This window comes from Herbiconiux sp. 320_LB, assembly GCF_059691755.1.
Genome location: NZ_JCAWAD010000006.1, coordinates 299,165 through 315,851, shown reverse-complemented (window position 1 = coordinate 315,851; position 16,687 = coordinate 299,165). Strand labels below are relative to the sequence as shown.

General features: G+C 71.6%; 17 protein-coding genes and 1 tRNA gene. 9 read left to right on the top strand and 9 right to left on the bottom strand.

Features of this window, described 5'->3' with window-relative positions; genetic code table 11:
• On the top strand, positions 1-1,830 hold a 1,830-nt coding region (locus tag AC59HU_RS16835; RefSeq protein WP_497224570.1), incomplete at its 5' end, for a hypothetical protein.
• A 378-nt stretch (positions 1,831-2,208) separates the two neighbouring features.
• On the opposite strand, the gene AC59HU_RS16830 is transcribed toward AC59HU_RS16835, so the two are convergent.
• The 8 genes from AC59HU_RS16830 to AC59HU_RS16795 are packed head-to-tail and all read right to left on the bottom strand — an operon-like array spanning position 2,209 to position 10,305.
• Positions 2,209-3,615, bottom strand: a complete 1,407-nt coding sequence (locus AC59HU_RS16830; protein WP_497224569.1) for an APC family permease — start codon at positions 3,613-3,615, stop codon at positions 2,209-2,211.
• Between the two features lie 37 nt (positions 3,616-3,652).
• Positions 3,653-4,993, bottom strand: a complete 1,341-nt coding sequence (locus tag AC59HU_RS16825; RefSeq protein ID WP_497224568.1) for an SGNH/GDSL hydrolase family protein — start codon at positions 4,991-4,993, stop codon at positions 3,653-3,655.
• Positions 4,990-5,847: a prenyltransferase gene (locus AC59HU_RS16820; RefSeq protein WP_497224567.1), complete on the bottom strand. Its 858-nt coding sequence runs from the start codon at positions 5,845-5,847 to the stop codon at positions 4,990-4,992. Before AC59HU_RS16820 ends, AC59HU_RS16825 begins: the two co-directional genes overlap by 4 nt.
• The gene (locus AC59HU_RS16815; protein ID WP_497224566.1) at positions 5,844-6,206 is read right to left on the bottom strand and encodes a lycopene cyclase; all 363 of its coding nucleotides are present in this window, start codon (positions 6,204-6,206) and stop codon (positions 5,844-5,846) included. The genes AC59HU_RS16820 and AC59HU_RS16815 overlap by 4 nt, the downstream gene beginning before the upstream one ends.
• Positions 6,203-6,535: a lycopene cyclase domain-containing protein gene (locus tag AC59HU_RS16810; RefSeq protein ID WP_497224565.1), complete on the bottom strand. Its 333-nt coding sequence runs from the start codon at positions 6,533-6,535 to the stop codon at positions 6,203-6,205. Before AC59HU_RS16810 ends, AC59HU_RS16815 begins: the two co-directional genes overlap by 4 nt.
• 13 nt (positions 6,536-6,548) lie before the next feature.
• Positions 6,549-8,276, bottom strand: a complete 1,728-nt coding sequence (crtI, locus tag AC59HU_RS16805; protein WP_497224564.1) for a phytoene desaturase family protein — start codon at positions 8,274-8,276, stop codon at positions 6,549-6,551.
• A gap of 2 nt (positions 8,277-8,278) precedes the next feature.
• Positions 8,279-9,238 carry a phytoene/squalene synthase family protein gene (locus AC59HU_RS16800; RefSeq protein WP_497224563.1) on the bottom strand — a complete coding sequence of 320 codons (960 nt, stop codon included), beginning with the start codon at positions 9,236-9,238 and terminating at the stop codon, positions 8,279-8,281.
• Entirely contained in the window at positions 9,235-10,305 is a 1,071-nt protein-coding gene (locus tag AC59HU_RS16795; protein ID WP_497224562.1) for a polyprenyl synthetase family protein, read from the bottom strand. The genes AC59HU_RS16800 and AC59HU_RS16795 overlap by 4 nt, the downstream gene beginning before the upstream one ends.
• 45 nt (positions 10,306-10,350) lie before the next feature.
• On the opposite strand from AC59HU_RS16795, the gene idi reads away from it, so the two are divergent.
• Both idi and AC59HU_RS16785 read left to right on the top strand, forming a co-directional pair.
• Positions 10,351-10,875, top strand: a complete 525-nt coding sequence (idi, locus tag AC59HU_RS16790; protein WP_497224561.1) for an isopentenyl-diphosphate Delta-isomerase — start codon at positions 10,351-10,353, stop codon at positions 10,873-10,875.
• A 60-nt stretch (positions 10,876-10,935) separates the two neighbouring features.
• Positions 10,936-12,378 (top strand): alanine--tRNA ligase-related protein, encoded by a 1,443-nt coding sequence (locus AC59HU_RS16785; protein ID WP_497224560.1) that lies wholly within the window; start codon positions 10,936-10,938, stop codon positions 12,376-12,378.
• 28 nt (positions 12,379-12,406) lie between these two features.
• Here the strand turns inward: AC59HU_RS16785 and dcd are convergent, their stop codons facing one another.
• The gene (dcd, locus tag AC59HU_RS16780) at positions 12,407-13,012 is read right to left on the bottom strand and encodes a dCTP deaminase (protein WP_497224559.1); all 606 of its coding nucleotides are present in this window, start codon (positions 13,010-13,012) and stop codon (positions 12,407-12,409) included.
• 47 nt (positions 13,013-13,059) lie between these two features.
• On the opposite strand from dcd, the gene AC59HU_RS16775 reads away from it, so the two are divergent.
• The 6 genes from AC59HU_RS16775 (at position 13,060) to AC59HU_RS16750 (ending at position 16,602) form a co-directional block, all read left to right on the top strand.
• Positions 13,060-13,130: transfer RNA gene (locus AC59HU_RS16775), tRNA-Gly, on the top strand.
• Between the two features lie 44 nt (positions 13,131-13,174).
• Positions 13,175-13,573 (top strand): DoxX family protein, encoded by a 399-nt coding sequence (locus tag AC59HU_RS16770; RefSeq protein WP_497224558.1) that lies wholly within the window; start codon positions 13,175-13,177, stop codon positions 13,571-13,573.
• A gap of 20 nt (positions 13,574-13,593) precedes the next feature.
• Positions 13,594-14,610: a nucleoside hydrolase gene (locus AC59HU_RS16765; protein ID WP_497224557.1), complete on the top strand. Its 1,017-nt coding sequence runs from the start codon at positions 13,594-13,596 to the stop codon at positions 14,608-14,610.
• Positions 14,610-15,635 (top strand): MBL fold metallo-hydrolase, encoded by a 1,026-nt coding sequence (locus AC59HU_RS16760; protein WP_497224556.1) that lies wholly within the window; start codon positions 14,610-14,612, stop codon positions 15,633-15,635. The genes AC59HU_RS16765 and AC59HU_RS16760 overlap by 1 nt, the downstream gene beginning before the upstream one ends.
• A 2-nt stretch (positions 15,636-15,637) precedes the next feature.
• A complete protein-coding gene (locus tag AC59HU_RS16755; protein WP_497224555.1) occupies positions 15,638-16,285 on the top strand; it encodes a dienelactone hydrolase family protein in 648 nt (215 codons plus the stop codon).
• A gap of 11 nt (positions 16,286-16,296) precedes the next feature.
• Positions 16,297-16,602 (top strand): DUF2470 domain-containing protein, encoded by a 306-nt coding sequence (locus tag AC59HU_RS16750; RefSeq protein ID WP_497224554.1) that lies wholly within the window; start codon positions 16,297-16,299, stop codon positions 16,600-16,602.
• The last annotated feature ends 85 nt before the right edge of the window (positions 16,603-16,687 follow it).

Sequence of the window (16,687 nt, the reverse complement as noted above, 5' to 3'; positions counted from 1 at the left end):
GCCGAGGCGGCACCGGCGGCGGATGCTCCCGTCGCGGACTCCTCGCCGGGCGCCTCCACCTCGGGTGAGGACAGCATTCTCGGCGGCACCCAGGCGCCGATCGACGTCGCGGTCCCCGTCACGATCAGCGGCAATGGCATCTCGGTCATCGGCGACTCCTCCTCGACCGACTCCACCGCCACGACCGGCACGACCGGCACGGGCACCGCGACCGGCACCTCCGGGTCAGCCACCACGACCGGTGAGGACAGCATCCTCGGCGGCACCCAGCTGCCGATCGACGTGGCGCTCCCCGTCACCGTCGCCGGCAACGGCATCTCGGTCATCGGAGACTCGTCCTCGACCGGCTCCGACGCCACCACCACCACAGGCACCACCCCCGCCACCGGCAACGGCACCACGCCGGGCACGGGCACGGGCACAGGCACAGGAGCTGGCACTACGACCGGCGAGGACAGCATCGCCGGCGGCAACCAGGTGAGCCCGGTCGTGACCGCCCCGGTCACGGTGGGTGGCAACGGCATCTCGGTCATCGGCGACTCCTCGTCGACCGGCTCCGACGCCACCACCACCGTCAACACCGGCAGCGGGACCGGCACCACCCCAGCCACCGGCACCACCGGCGGATCCACTACCGACGGCAACGACAGCGTCGCCGGCGGCAACCAGGTCACCCCGGTAATCACCGCACCGGTCACCATCGGCGGCAACGGCATCTCCGTCATCGGCGACTCCTCGTCGACCGGCTCGGACGCCACCACCACCGGCAACGGGACCGGCACCACCCCCGCCACCGGCACCACCGGCGGAGCCACCACCGACGGCAACGACAGCGTCGCCGGCGGCAACCAGGTCACCCCGGTGATCAGCGCACCGGTCACGGTGGGTGGCAACGGCATCTCCGTCATCGGCGACTCCTCGTCGACCGGCTCCGACGTCACCACCATCACCGGCAACACCGGCAGCGGGACCGGCACCACCCCCGCCACCGGCACCACCGGCGGAGCCACCACCGACGGCAACGACAGTGTCGCCGGCGGCAACCAGGTGAGCCCGGTCGTCACCGCGCCGGTCACGGTGGGTGGCAACGGCATCTCGGTGATCGGGGATTCGTCCTCGGATGGGTCTGATGTCACCACCACCACCGGCAACGGCGGAACCGGCACCAATGGGGCCACGACCGATGGCAACGACAGCGTCGCCGGCGGCAACCAGGTGATCCCGGTGATCGGTGTTCCCGTCACGGTGGGCGGTAACGGTGTCTCGGTGATCGGGGACTCGTCCTCGACCGGGTCGACGGTGACCGTCCCGACCGGGGGCACCCCGGGTGACCCGGCCACGAACGGTGAGGGTTCGATCGGCGGCGGGAACCAGATCATCCCGATCATCGACCTGCCCATCACCATCGGCGGGAACGCCGCCTGCGTCATCGGCGACTGCACCACCGGCGGATCCACCATCACCCCCACCGACCCGACCGATCCCACGGACCCGACGGATCCGACCGATCCCACGGACCCGACGGACCCCACCGACCCGACGGACCCGACCGGTCCGACGGACCCGGGGACCCCGACGGATCCCGGAACCCCGGTGACTCCCGAGCAGCCCGCCACCCCGGCGGCTCCGGTGACGCCCGCCACGGTCGTCCCGGCCGGGTTCACCACCGCCCCCGTCGCGTCCGCGACGACCGGCGCCGGTGCTGACACGGGCAGCCTCGCCCTCACGGGAGGAAACCCCTTCCCCCTGATCGGCGGACTCGCCCTGCTCCTCCTCCTCGGCACCACCCTCCTCGCGGCCACCCGCCGCCGGACAGGCACCCAAGAGTAGCCACACGCACCACCCCCGCGGGGGCACCCACCCAGGGTGCCCCCGCATCACCCTGCCCCGCCTCCCCACATCCACCGCACCACCCGCATCCAACGCACCACCCACATGCACCGCCCCGCCAGCTCCAATCCCACCCACCAGCCCGCATACAGCGCCTAGCCATCAGCCCCTCGCGCACCCCACCCCGCTGCCGAGAAGTCACGAACACGTCCAAATCGCGCGCGGAAGACGTAAAGGTGACTTCTCGGCGAAGTGGGAGGGGGCGCCCAGGCGGAGGTGGGCGCGAGGTGGCGTCGGCCGCGGGGAGGTGCGGAGGGTCGGGGGCGAGGCGGACGGTTAGGCGCGTGAGCGCTCAGAGGCCGAGGGCGGGGCGGAGGGTCAGGGGTGGGCGCGGGAGCCGGCGCGGGCGCGCGCGAGGAGGCGGAGGAGGGCGCCGAGCGCCAGGACGAGCACCCCCACCACGATCGCGAGCGGCGGCAGCGTCACGACGAGCACCGCGCAGCCCACCGCCCCGAGCACCTGCAACGCCCGCGGGTAGCGCCGATGCTCTCGGGGCTGCGTGAACGCCGCCAGGTTGGCCACGAAGTAGTACAGCAGCACCCCGAACGACGAGAACCCGATGGCCCCGCGCAGGTCGACGGTCAGCACGAGCACGATCACGACCGCACCCACGACCAGCTCGGCCCTCCGCGGCACCGAACGACGCGGGTCGACCACGGCGAGCGACCGCGGCAGATCGCCCTCGCGCGCCATCGCGAGCGAGGTTCGTCCGATCCCGGTGATCAGCGCGAGCAGCGCCCCGAGGCTCGCCAGCGCCGCCCCGAGCCGCACGATCGGCGCAGCCCAGGCCCAGCCGTCGGCCTCGACCGCCGCGGCGATCGGATCCGACGCCGCCGCCAGCCCTCCCGCCCCCAGCGCCCCGAGCGTCACCAGCGCGATCGCGGCGTACACGACCATGGCGATCCCGAACGCGATGGCGATCGCCCGCGGGATCGTGCGCGCCGGCTCGCGCACCTCCTCCCCCATCGTCGCGATCCGCGCGTAGCCCGCGAACGCGAAGAACAGCAGACCCCCCGCCTGCAGGATGCCGTACACCCCGAGCCCCCCGAGCAGCCCTGCGGGCCCGCTCCCGAAGACCCCGTCCGCACCCCCCGTGCCCGCCAGGCCGCCGCCTACCCCGCCGCCGGCCGACCCACCCCCGGCCGTCCCGCCCCCGGCGGCCGCGACGACCCCGGATGCGACCACCAGCGCCAGGATCGCCAGCACCACCACCACGATCCCCCGCGCCAGCCGCGCGGTGCGCGTGACCCCGAACAGGTTCACGGTGACGAGCGCGGCCACGGCGAGCGCCGCCACCGGTCTCGCGGCCCAGCCCCAGGCATCCGGGATCGCGTACAGCGCGAAGGTCAGCGCCATCGCGGCGCAGCTCGCCGTCTTGCCGATCACGAAGCTCCAGCCGGCGGCGAAGCCCCACCACTCCCCCAGCCGCTCACGGCCGTAGACGTAGGTGCCACCGGATGCGGGGTAGACCGCGGCCAGCTGAGCCGACGAGGCCGCGTTGCAGAAGGCGATCACCGCGGCGACGACCAGTCCGATCAGCAACCCAGCACCCGAACCGGCTGCTCCCGCGGCCGGCGCGAAGGCCGAGAAGACTCCCGCGCCGATCATGGCGCCGAGCCCGATGAACACGGCGTCGGCCAGCCCCAGCTTGCGCTCGAGGCGACCACCGGACCCGACGGAGCCGCCCGCGCCCGCACCGGAAGGTTCCACTCCGCGCTCCGTCATGCCGCGCAGAATACCGCCCCGCCGTGAACGGCCGGGGTCAGCGCTCCCCCGCTCCCCCGCCGACCGGCGGCAACGCCGGCACCCCCTCGGCGACCGCGGCGTGGCCGGCCTCGTTGACATGCACCCCGTCCGCGTCGAAGCGCGGGTCGAGGTGGGTGAGGTCCGCCGCGTCGCGCAGCAGCGCATCCGCATCGATCACGCCGGACAACCCGTCCGGCACCGACCGCAACCACTCGTTCCACTCGACGCGGGTCGCCTCGGAGGTGCCGGTGAGCCCGCGCGGCGGCTCGGTCATCGCGTAGACCGCGGCATCCGGCCACTCGGACTTCACCGTCGCCAGGATCTCGCGCCAGTTGCGCTGGATCTCGTCGAAGGGATGCCCGTCGGACAGATCGTTCGAGGCCGCCCAGATCGTGACGATCTGCGGATCGATGCCGGCGTACCGCTCCCACTTGGTCGAGTCGGCCCGGAAGTCGGTGGTCACCGCGCCCGACGACGCCATGGTCACCGCGATCGCGTCGTGCTCGGCGGCCCACTGCTGCGGCCACGAGGTGTTCTCGCCGCGGGTCGGGAACAGCTTGCGCTTGCCGTTGACGGGCGTGTTCAGCGAGTGGCCGATGCTCAGCAGCACGGGGGCGTCGCTCGAGAAGGTGTACTCGATCGAGACGTCGAAGTAGTTCATCGTCGTCGACACCCCCACGGGCGCGATCGCCGAGACGGCCGAGGAGGCCGAGGACCCGGCACCGGTCGCCAGCCACGACAGCCCCGGGTAGGTGGCGAGCGTCGCACCGGCCGGCGCGGTCCACCCCATCGACAGCAGGTACGGGGTGTCGTCACCCAGGGCGAACCGGTCCGGCGTGATCCAGTCGGTCACGAAACCCGCCCCACCCACGTCGGCCGGCCCGGCGAGCGAGACCGGGATGCCCGTGTACGACCCCGTCGGCCGCGCGATGCCGTCGGCGCCGGGCTCCGCCAGTCCGCCGTCGCCGATCCACAACCCGCTCAGCCGCACCCCCGCGTCGAAGGTCGTCTCGGCGTTGTACTGGCGGTTCTCGACCCGGATGCGGAAGGCGTCTGGCGCGACCGTGAGCTCGAAGGGGAGCCGCTGGTTCGCCTCGAGCTCGGCGTCAGGGCTCGGCACGGCGTTGCCGACCGTGTGGCCGAAGGAGAAGATCGCGTTGCGGGTCGCCCCGGCGGTCGGCACGTCGTCGCCGGCGGTCGCCGTGCCGGGCGTGGGCGGCGAGAACACCACGAGCAGTGCCACCACGGCGACCATCGCCAGCACGACGACGCCGAGCGCGCCGAGCACCGCGGTGAGCGTGCGCCGCCGGGCCGAGCCCGCCGCGGCCGCGGCCACCGCGCCCCGCGAACCGCTCACGAGAGCACCCAGGTCCAGATCAGCAGCATCGTGATCAGGAACCCGGCGACGAAGTTGAGCCAGAGGAACCGCCGCCACCCGGCGTTCGCGCTCTCGGCCTCCGCGTCGCGCACCGACCAGAACGGCAGGATGCTCACGGCGTACGGCACGGCCAGCACCGCCGCGAGCGGACCGGGCCAGGGCGTGAACAGCAGCAGCACGCCGGCGAGGAGGTAGGCCGCGAACGAGAAGCGCACCGTGGCCGCTCCCCCGATGACCGTGGCGATCGAGCCGATCCCGCCCTCGCGGTCGGCCACGATGTCCTGCACCGCCCCGAAGGCGTGGCTCGCGACGCCCCAGAGGAAGAAGGCGCCGAGCACGGCCCAGAGCCCCGGCGTGAACACGGCCCCTGCGAGCACGAGGCCGAAGACGGCCGGGCTGACGAAGTGCGTCGACGAGGTCAGGGAGTCCAGGAACGGCCGCTCCTTGAACCGCAGCCGCGGTGCGCTGTAGGCGATCAGCGCGAAGACGCTGACGGCGAGCACGGCCCAGGATGCGGGCGACCCGACCGCGACCAGGAACACCAGGAACGGCACATTGGTCACCACCACCGCCCACAGCGTGATGCGGTGCAGCGACCGGTCGAGCACGGCGCCCTCGACGCCGCCCTTGCGGGGGTTCCGCAGATCGGACTCGTAGTCGAAGACGTCGTTGATCCCGTACATCGCGAGGTTGTACGGGATGAGGAAGTAGATGGTGCCCAGGATGAAGGTCAGGTCGACCTCGCGGGTCGTCATCAGATAGCCCGCCGCGAACGGGAAGGCCGTGTTCACCCACGAGAGCGGTCGTGAGGAGAGCAGGAGCTGGCGGATCACGGGCGGGGTCGCCTTTCCATCAGGAGCCAGAGCGACGGCAGCAGCACGGCGGCGGCGATCGCGTAGGCGAAGTCCTCCAGCGGGGCGATGCCGACGAAGGCGCGGGAGATGAGGTCGGGGTCGTAGCCGACCAGGCCGACGCCGATCATCACGTTGTCGAACACCGCGGTGAGGGCGAGCAGGCCGGCCAGGGTGATTCCGATCGCGGCGACGGTGCGGCGGGGATCGCGGCCGGCGCCACCGGCGCCACGGGACGCACCCCGGCCGGCGCCGCGAGCGCCGAACACCCTGACCGCGGCCGCCACCGCGACCACCGCCACCACCGCGAGGAAGATCGCGTTCAGCGCCCAGTAGCTCACGCCCGCCCCCGATCCGCCCGACGACCCAGCAGTCGCCGGGCACCCCCGAAGGCGTTCATGGTCAGGTAGCAGAGCAGCGTCAGGAAGAAGAGCTCCTCGAGCGGCAGCTCCGGCGCGACGACGATCCCGGTCATGAACGACGTCTCGCCGCGGAAGAAGATGCCCAGCCCGATGCCGAACAGGTCCCAGACCAGGAAGAACACGACCCCCGCGACGAGCACGACGGCCGCCCGGCGCGGGTCGTCGAAGAAGAACAGCTTCCACCGTCGGTCGAGCATCACCATGCCGAACAGCGACACGAGCAGAGCAGCGAGGTACAGGATGCCCACGGCCGGTCTCCGGTCAGGCGCCGAGCGGCTCGGGGAGGGCCGTCGTGCTGGTGTCGCCGTGCATCCGCTTCAGCACCAGTTCGGCGCTGATCAGGCACATCGGCAGGCCGATGCCGGGCGTGGTCGAGCCGCCCGCGTAGTAGAGGCCGTCGACCTTGGCGCTCCGGTTGCGCGCCCGGAACATCGCGCTCTGCCGGAGCGTGTGCGCGGGGCCGAGCGCCGTGCCCTTCCAGGAGTTGAGGTCGGTCAGGAAGTCCTGCGGCCCGATCGTGCGGCGCACCACGACTCGCTCCGCGAGATCCGGGATCCCGGCCCAGGAGGAGATCTGGGCGATGGCCTCGTCGGCGAGCGCCTCGATGCCCGGGTCGCCGGCCCCGTCGACGCCGCCGGCGCCGATCTGCGGGTCGGCGGGGATGGGCACCAGCACGAACAGGTTCTCGTGCCCCTCGGGGGCCACCCCGTCGTCGGTCGCGCTCGGGCGGCAGACGTAGAGCGAGGCGGGCGAGGGGATGCTCGGGCTCGAGCCGAAGATCTGGCCGAAGTCGCCCTTCCAGTCCTTCGTGAAGAACAGCGTGTGGTGCTCGAGCTCGGGCAACTCGCCCTCGACGCCCAGCAGGATGAGCAGCGCGCTCGGCCCCGCGGTCTTCTTCTCCCAGTACGACTCGGGGTAGGTCTGCAGCTCGGGCAGCAGCAGCTGCGTCTCCGAGTGCCAGAGGTCGGCGGTCGAGACGACGACCTCGGCCTCCAGCGAGTGCGCCCGGCCCGACCGGTCGGTGTAGTGCACTCCCCCGACCGCGGGCTTGGCGGTGCCCGGCTCCTGCACCACGGGTTCGGGGCGCGCGGCGGTCGACGCCTCCCCCGCCAACACGCGGGCGAGCTCGTCGCGGTCGATCACGTTCGTGTCGAACTCGGTGGTCTCGTAGTCGTACACGTCGACCGGTTCGGGCACGACGACGGATGCGCCCTCCAGCTCCATGACGATCCGCGTCGCTTCGGCGCCGGTCACGATCTCCACGCCCTCCGCCCGGGCCAGTCGCTCGATCGCGGTGATCACCGTCGCCAAGCCGCCCTGGGGGTACAGCACACCCTCGGTGAGGTCGAGATGGCTCATCAGGTGATACATGCTCGGAGCGGCATATGGGGAGGTTCCGAGGAATACAGCTGGGTATCCCAGCACCTGAGCGAGCTTCGGATCCTTGACCGTCCGGTTCGCGAAGGTCGCCAATGGCTCCGTCAGCAGCCGCACCAGGCGGGGGAGCCGCTTGAGCACGGGCGCCACCATCAGTGGCGACACCTTCTCGAAGGTGGAGTAGAGGAAGTGGTCCTTCGCGAGCTCGTAGGTCTCCGCCGCCGAGTCGAGGTAGCCCGACATCCGCACGCCCGCTCCGGGCTCGTACGACTCGAACAGCTCGATGTTCGCCTCGCGGTCGGCGGCCAGGTCGAGCGGCTGGGCCTCTCCCTCGAAGTACACCCGGTAGCCGGGGTCGAGCTTGACCAGGTCGAGCTGCTCCTCGGCGCTCGTGCCGAGCAGGCGGAAGAAGTGGTCGAAGACCTCGGGCATCAGGTACCACGAGGGCCCGGTGTCGAAGCGGAAGCCGTCCTTCTCCCAGATGCCGGCGCGGCCGCCGAGCTGGTCGTTCTTCTCCAGGAGCGTGACCGCCCAGCCCTCCCGGGCGAGCAGCGCGGCACTGGCCAGTCCGCTGATCCCTCCGCCGATCACGATGGCCTTCTTCGTGCTCACGGTCACTGGATCGTGTCTCCCTCGGTTGGTCCCCGTCGCCCGGGTGCGCTGCGGCCGCGCGGCTGCGGGAGCCGCCCGATGGCGGCCTCCACCGCTATTCTCGCCTTCACCGGCGTCGGAACCCGGATGCGCGCCGTGGCGAGCACGGCGGCCGGCGTGTCGCGCAGGCGCACCGTGAGCTCTTCGAAGAGAGCCTGGGCCAGCGCGACCGCCCGGCGACTCGAGGCGGGCAGCCCGGGCAGGCAGGCCGCCGCGATCCGCAGGTCGACCTCGATGTCGGCGATGATCCGGGCCTTCTCCGCCTCGGTGAAGGTCGTCACGTCGATGCCGGGGAAGTAGCTGCGGCCCAGGGTGCCGAAGTCGGCGGCGAGGTCGCGGAGGAAGTTGATCTTCTGGAAGGCGGCGCCCAGGTGCCGTGCCCCGTCGGTGAGCCGCGCCCGTTCGGTGGGCGAGACCCGGCCGCCGTCGAGGAACGCGGCCAGGCACATCAGCCCGACCACCTCCGCCGAGCCGTAGACGTAGTCGTCGAAGCTCTCCGGGGTGTGCCGGGTCGCCGAGAGGTCGGCCTTCATCGACCGGAAGAACGGGGCGGTGAGGTCTTCGCCGATGCCCACGCGGCGGGCGGTCCAGCCGAAGGCGTGCACGACCAGGTTGGTGCTGTAGCCGCTGGCGAGCACCGCGCAGGTCTCGCGCTCGAGGGCGTCGATCTGCTCGGCGATCTCGTCGCGGCCGAGGTCGGCCTCGGCGGCGACCCCGTCGACCACCTCGTCGGCCAGCCGCACCAGGGCGTAGATGTTCTCGACGTGCTGGCGCACCGGGGGAGCGAGCAGCCGCGAGGCGAGGCTGAACGAGGTGGAGTAGCGGCGGATGACGATCGACGCCGTCTCGAGGGCGACCCGGTCGTACAGGCTCGGCTCCGCACCCGATCCCTGGGGCCGCATCCGCAGGCGGGGCCGGTTCACCGCACCCGCCCGAGCACCGCGGCGACGATCGGCCGGAACTCCTCGCGCACCGGGTCGGGCAGCGACTCGTCCACGAGCGACTCCCAGGCGCGGTTGGCGAAGTCGGCCGACAGGGCTTCGGCGAAGCGCCGCGATCCGCACCGCTCCAGCACGCCACGGATGCGGTCGCCCTCCTCGGCGGTCAAGGTCGGCGAGCCGAACAGGTCGGAGACCTCCGCCCACTCGGGCTGCGTCACCGCGTGGGCGAGGAGCACCGTGCGCTTGCCCTCGCGGAGGTCGCCGAGCGTCGTCTTGCCGGTCGCGCTCTCGTCGCCGAACACCCCGAGCAGGTCGTCGACGATCTGGTAGGCGATGCCGATGTCGCGCCCGAAGTCGCCGAGCGCCGAGACGGCGGAGGGTTCGGCGCCCGCCAGCACCGCTCCGGCCGCGAGCGGGCCCTCGAAGGAGTACCCGGCCGTCTTGAGCCGCTCCATGTCGACGATCTCCTCGACCGACGGGGGAGTGGACCTGATCGAGAAGTCGACGTCGTACAGCTCGCCGGCGGCGGAGACGAACATCGCCTCGTCGAGGATGTCGTGCAGTCGCGTGCGGAGCAGCCCGTCGACGCCCGAGCGGTCGATCAGGCGGTAGGCGTTGAACAGTGCGAGGTCGCCCGCGATGATCGCGACCGACATGCCGCGGTGCTCCGCGGTCGGCAGCGGGATGCCGGCGGTCGTCGCGATGTCGCGGTAGCTTCCCGAGACGTTCGGCCCGCCGCGACGCACGAAGTCGCGGTCGATGACGTCGTCGTGCACGATCAGGGCGGTGTGGAGAAGTTCGAAAGCCGCGCCGACGTGGGCGGCCGCGTCGACGTCGGTTCCGCCGAGCGACTCGTAGGCCGCCATGACCATCCGCGGCCGGAACCGCTTGCCGCCGGAGGCGTTCCGCTCGAGGGTCTCCCAGAGAGCGGAGTACGGCGCGCCGAGCGCCGACGCCCGGCGACGTGAATCGCTGAAGAAGGCCGCCAGAACACGGTCGACGTGCTGTTGCCGGCGCTCCGACACTGCGACGAGATCGTGAGTGTCCACGGCATCACGTTACACGGCTGCCTTGTTATAAAGGACAATAGTGAAATGACCGGCACGACCGAACAGGTGATTCTGCTCTCCGACGAGGGGGCACCGATCGGTGTGGCCGACAAGCACTCGGTGCACACCGACGACACCCCCTTGCATCTGGCCTTCTCCTGCCACGTCTTCGACGACGAGGGCCGCATCCTGGTCACCCGGCGCGCGCTCGGCAAGCTCACCTGGCCGGGGGTGTGGACGAACTCGTTCTGCGGCCACCCGGCGCCGGGGGAGGACCTCGAGGATGCGGTGCGCCGGCGCGCCGCGACCGAGCTCGGCCTCGAGATCACGGGGCTCGAGCTGGCGCTGCCGGACTTCCGGTATCTCGCGATCGACGCATCCGGGATCGTGGAGAACGAGATCTGCCCGGTCTACCTGGCCCGGGCCGCGGGCCCGCTCGACGCCAACCCGGAGGAGGTGGCCGAGTGGCGCTGGGCCGAGGCGGCCGAGCTGGGTCTCGCGGTGTCGCTGACCCCCTGGGCGTTCAGCCCCTGGCTCGCCCTGCAGCTGCCGCAGCTCGACCTCGCCTGAGCGGCCGAGCGACCTCGCCTGAGGGCCGAGCGGTCTCGCCTGAGGGCTGAGCGTTATGGGATGCTGATCCCCATGGACGCCCACGAGATCCGCAACTCCTACCTCGCCTTTCTCGAGCAGAACGGCCACACCGTGATCGACCGGGCGCCCCTCGTGCCCCGCGGCGACACCAGCACGCTGTTCAACGGCAGCGGGATGCAGTCGCTCCTGCCGTTCCTGCTCGGCGAGGAGCATCCTGCCGGTCAGCGCCTGGTCGACAGCCAGCCCTGCGTGCGCGCCCAGGACATCGACGACGTCGGCGACAACCGCCACACCACCTTCTTCGAGATGCTCGGCAACTGGTCGCTCGGCGACTACTTCAAGGAGACGCAGATCCGCCAGTTCTTCACCTTCCTGGTGGATGTGGTGGGACTGGACCCCGAGAACATCTACGTCACCTGCTTCATCGGCGACCCGGCCAACGGCATCCCGCGCGACGACGAGGCCGCCGGCATCTGGCAGCAGGTCTTCGCCGAGCGCGGGATCTCGAACGGCATCGCCCTGATCGGCTCGCAGGCCGACGGCGACGCACGCGGCGTGAAGCCGGGGGAGCGCATCTTCTTCTACGACGGCGGCGAGAACTGGTGGTCGCGCGGCGGCTCGCTCGAGGGCACCCCGATCGGCGACCCCTGCGGCCCCGACAGCGAGGTGTTCTACGACTTCGGCGCCGACAAGCAGGATGCCTCGTACGGCCTCGCGCACCCCGCGAGCGACGGCGGCCAGTTCATGGAGATCGGCAACCAGGTCTTCATGCAGTACCGGCGCCTGGAGGACGGCTCGTTCGAGGAGCTCGCGCGCCGGAACGTCGACTTCGGGGGAGGCCTGGAGCGCATCGCCGCCGCCTCGCTCGGGTCGGACGACGTCTTCCGTATCTCCCTGCTCTGGCCCATCATCGAGACGCTCCAGTCGCTGACCGGGCGGCGGTACGAGAACGAGACCGCGGCGATGCGGATCATCGCCGACCACCTCCGCGGCGCGACCTTCCTCGCGGTCGACGGCGTTCGGCCCTCGAACAAGGAGCAGGGCTACGTGATGCGCCGGCTGCTGCGCCGCGCGATCCGGCTGGCCCTCTCGCTCGGACTGAGCGAGAACTTCTTCTCGGTCGTCGTGCCGGTGATCGCCGACCTCTACGCCGACGACTACCCGGAGGTCGCCGCCCAGCGCGACGAGGTGATCGCCGTGCTGGTGAAGGAGGAGAACGCCTTCCGCCGCACGCTCGACGGCGGGCTGCAGACCCTCGCCGACTGGGAGGGCGAGATCATCACCGGTGAAGACGTCTTCCGGCTCTCGGACACCTACGGGTTCCCGAAGGAGCTCTCGGTCGAGGAGGCCCGGCGACTCGGCATCACCGTCTCCGACGACTGGGAGGACGCCTTCGCCGCCTCGCTCGAGGAGCAGCGCGCCCGGTCCCGCGGCGCGACCCGCCTCGGCGCGGCCGGCCTACCGGGCGGAACGGCGTCCTAGCCGACCGGGGGCTGCCCCCGGCGCGGACCTAGCCGCCCAGCGATCCCTCGTCGATCGTCGACACGTCGGTGCGGTGGAAGTTGAGGTGCGAGCGCGAGGCCGTCGGCCCCCGCTGCCCCTGGTAGCGCGAGCTGTAGGCGCTCGAGCCGTAGGGGCGCTCGGTGGGGGAGGAGAGCTGGAAGAAGCAGAGCTGCCCGATCTTCATCCCGGGCCACAGCTTGATCGGCAGCGTCGCGACGTTCGACAGCTCGAGCGTCACGTGCCCGGAGAACCCGGGGTCGATGAAGCCCGCGGTCGAGTGCGTGAGCAGGCCGAGTCGGCCGAGCGAGCTCTTGCCCTCCAGTCGCGCCGCGATGTCGTCGGGCAGACCCACCCGCTCGAAGGTCGACCCCAGCACGAACTCACCGGGGTGCAGGATGAACGGCTCGTCCGGCTTGGTCTCGATCAGCCGGGTGAGCTCGGGCTGGTCCTCGGCCGGGTCGATGAAGGGGTACTTGTGGTTGTCGAACAGCCGGAAGTAGCGATCCAGGCGCACGTCGATCGACGACGGCTGCAGCATGGCGGGCTCGTAGGGCTCGAGGCTGACGCGGTTCTCACGGATCTGGGTGCGGATGTCGCGGTCGGAGAGGAGCACGGAGTCAGTGTAACGGCGCGCCTGCTATTGTCGTTCCTGCACCATTCGCGGATGTAGTTCAATGGTAGAACTTCAGCTTCCCAAGCTGATAGCGCGGGTTCGATTCCCGTCATCCGCTCTCTGATTCCCGTGATCCGCTCTCCAAGGAGCATCATGGATGCCATGGCCGATTCGAAGAATTCACTCCCGCGGACGATCGCCCGCATCGCGTTGGGATCCATCCTGGTGTTTGCCGGGATCTCCCACCTGACGTTCGCGCGCAAGGACTTCCAGGCCCAGGTGCCCGACTTCGTGCCGGTCGACGACGACACCGTCGTGCTGGTCTCGGGGCTCGCCGAGATCGCCCTCGGCTCGGCACTCGTCGCGCTCCCGGGCAAGAAGAAGACGGTCGGGCTCGTCGCCGCGGCCTTCTTCACCGCCATCTTCCCCGGCAACGTCTCGCAGTGGATCCACGGCCGCGACGCCTTCGGGCTCGACACCGACCGGCGACGTGCGGTGCGGCTGGTCTTCCAGCCGGTGCTCGTGGCGTGGGCGCTGTGGTCCACCCGCGCCAAGCGCTGAGGCGGCGCTAGATTGGTGTCGTGACCCATCGTGTTCTGCTCGACGTCGACACCGGGATCGACGACGCCCTCGCCATCATGTTCGCCGTCGCGCATCCCGGGATCGAGCTCCTCGGCATCACATGCGTCGCGGGGAATACATCCCTCGAGAACGTCGTCGCCAACACCCTGAAGGTGCTCGACGTGGCGGGAGCCCCGGCGATCCCCGTCGCGGCGGGTGCCCGGCGACCGCTGATCGAGCCGCCGCGCGCCTCGCACGTGCACGGGGGTGACGGGCTCGGTGACGTCGGCCTGCCGGTCTCGACGCGGTCGCTCGACCCGCGGCACGCATCCGATTTCCTGCGCGACACGCTGCTCGCGCAGGAGGAGCCGGTGACGATCATCGCCCTGGCGCCGCAGACGAACCTCGCGCTGCTGCTGCGGCAGTACCCGGAGGTGGCACCGAAGATCGAGCGCATCCTGTTCATGGGCGGTGCCGTCAGCGGCGGCAACGCCACCGCCGTCGCCGAGTTCAACGTCTGGCACGACCCCGAGGCCGCCGCGATCGTGATGGATGCGGGCGTGCCGACCTTCATGTACGGCCTGGACGTCTTCAACCAGGTCACGATCCGCGAGGAGGACGCCGACGGCCTGCTGCTCGGCGCCTCGGCCTCCGGACGCCTCTCCGGCGCCCTGCTGCACCACCAGATGGCCGACGACGCCGACGGTGAGCCGAACCCGGACGGCTACGCCGGCCACATCGGCGACGCCGGGGCCGTCTGCGCGCTCGTCGACCCGGATGCGCTGGTCGTCGAGCGACGACCCGTGCGGGTGGAGCTCGCGGGCGCCAGCCGGGGTCAGACCGTCGTCGACCGCCGGCAGCGGCTGGGGGAGGATGCGATGCACGGCGCGCACGCCGGCCCCGACCGCACGCCGACGGGCGCCGCGGGAGGAACGGCGGGAGCACTGGCCGGCCCGGTGCCGGTCGATGTCGCGCTCGACGTCGACCGACTCCGCTACGCCCGGCTGTTCCTCGACACGATCGCACTGCTGCCCTGATGCACGCGGTCAGCGAGGCGGAGCGCGCCGCGGAGTCGGCGAGGGACGGCGAGCCCGCGCCCGCCGCCCTGATCCGTGAGGGCACCTGGATCCTGCCGCAGCCGATGCCCTCCGAGCATCTCCCGCGCCACACGCTGAGCTACCTGCTGCAGGACTCCGCGGGCGACCTCCATCTCGTCGACCCCGGGGTGGACGACGAGGCCAACCTCGCCCGCCTGGTCGCCCTCATCCGCTCGATCGGCAGCGATCCGGGGCGCCTGCGCACCGTCGTGTCGACCCATCTGCACCATGACCATCTGGGCCTGGCCGAACGGCTGCGCCGGGACACCGGGGCCGCCGTCGCCGTCCACCGTGCCGAGCAGGAGGCGATGCTCGCCCTGGCCGCGGCGGGCCCGACCCGGGTGGCCGACGACGCCCGCCGGGCCGAGGACTGGGGCGTCCCGGAGTCGCGCCGACCCGAACTGGCCGAGGTCGCGCGGCGGGCGGCGCACGCGACACCGGTCGAGGCCGACCTGCTGCTCGCGGACGGCGACCTCCTCCCGCTGCCCGGCCGACGCATCCGGGTGCTGCACACCCCCGGCCACACGCCCGGACATCTGGCGCTCGTCGACGAGGCCGAGCAGCTGCTGTTCACCGGTGACCTGCTGCTCCCGACGATCTACCCCGGCCTCGGCCTCGGCGGTCCTTCCGCGGATCCGGTCGCCGACTACCTCGAGTCGCTGGACGCCCTCGAGCCGTACGTCTCGCTCGAGGTGCTGCCGGGTCACGGCTACCGGTTCACCGGCGCGGCCGAGCGGATCGAGGAGACCCGCCGCCACCATCTCGCCCGCTCGGCGGAGATCGCGGGCCTCGCCGCGGCCGACCCCGGGGCCTCGGTCTGGGAGATCGCCGCCGGCGTCGCCTGGACGGCGGGATTCGAGAACCTCGCGGGGTTCTACCTCTACTCCGCCCTCAGCCAGACCGCCTTGCACCTGGCCCACCTCGAGCGCCTGGACGCTCGATCCGAGCACCCGGCAGGAGCGTGACCGTGCCCGAGTTCGTCGACATCCCCTCGCCCGGCTGGCCACTGGAGTTCGGTGAGCCCGGCCGCCCCGCGGTCGTCATCATCCACGACGGCTACGGGCGGCTCCCCTATCTCGAGTCGTACGCGAAAGCGCTCGCTCATCAGGGCTTCTTCGTCCTGGTTCCCGACCTGTTCGACGGCCTCGCGACGATCGACCCCGAGGGCGCGACCGAGCTCGTCGCCCGCGCCGAGCCGGGTTTCGCCCTCGCGACCGCCCTCGACGCCGTGGGCATGGGGCGGGCGCACGGCGCCACCCGCGTGGGCGTGATCGGGCTCGGCTACGGGGGAGAGCACGCCCTGCGGCTCGGGCAGAGCGGCTCGGCAGATGCGGTGGCCGCCTACTACGCCGTGCTCGGCGACGACGAGGCGGGCCTGATCCCCTGCCCGGTGCTCCTGCACCGCCCGTCGGGCAGCGACTGGGCCGGCGGGGTCGACGTGGACGGCTTCGTGAGCCGGTTGAAGGAGCACGGCACCCCCGTGACCCAGCACTCGTACACCACCGCCGAGGCCGGTTTCGCGAACGCGACCCTCGTTCCCCTGCTGGACAAGAACGCGGCCGCGCTCGCCTTCGCTCGCACGACGTACTTCCTCCAGGCGCAGCTGCTCGACTAGGTTGGTGGCCCGTGACCTCCACCTTCTCCTCCGACGTCGTCGACGCGATCCTGCGTCACATGAACGGCGACCACACCGACGACAACCTGCTGATCGCGCGCGCCTTCGTCGACCCGTCCGCCGAGGCGGCCACGATGACCGGGCTGGATGAGGACGGCGGGGTGTGGGACGTGACGGTCGACGACCGGACGACCCGGGCATCCGTCGCCTGGCCGGCCGGCCGGATCACCGAGCGCGCCGAGGTGCGCCGCGAGATCGTCGCCCTCTACGACGAGGCCTGCGCGGTGCTGGGCCTCGAACCGCGAGCCCACGCCTGACCTGGTTCCCGACCCGAATTCGGGTTCATGGGTTGAGGAGAAGCGGGGTCGTCCCACTAAAGTTAGGTAACACTTACCTCACTTG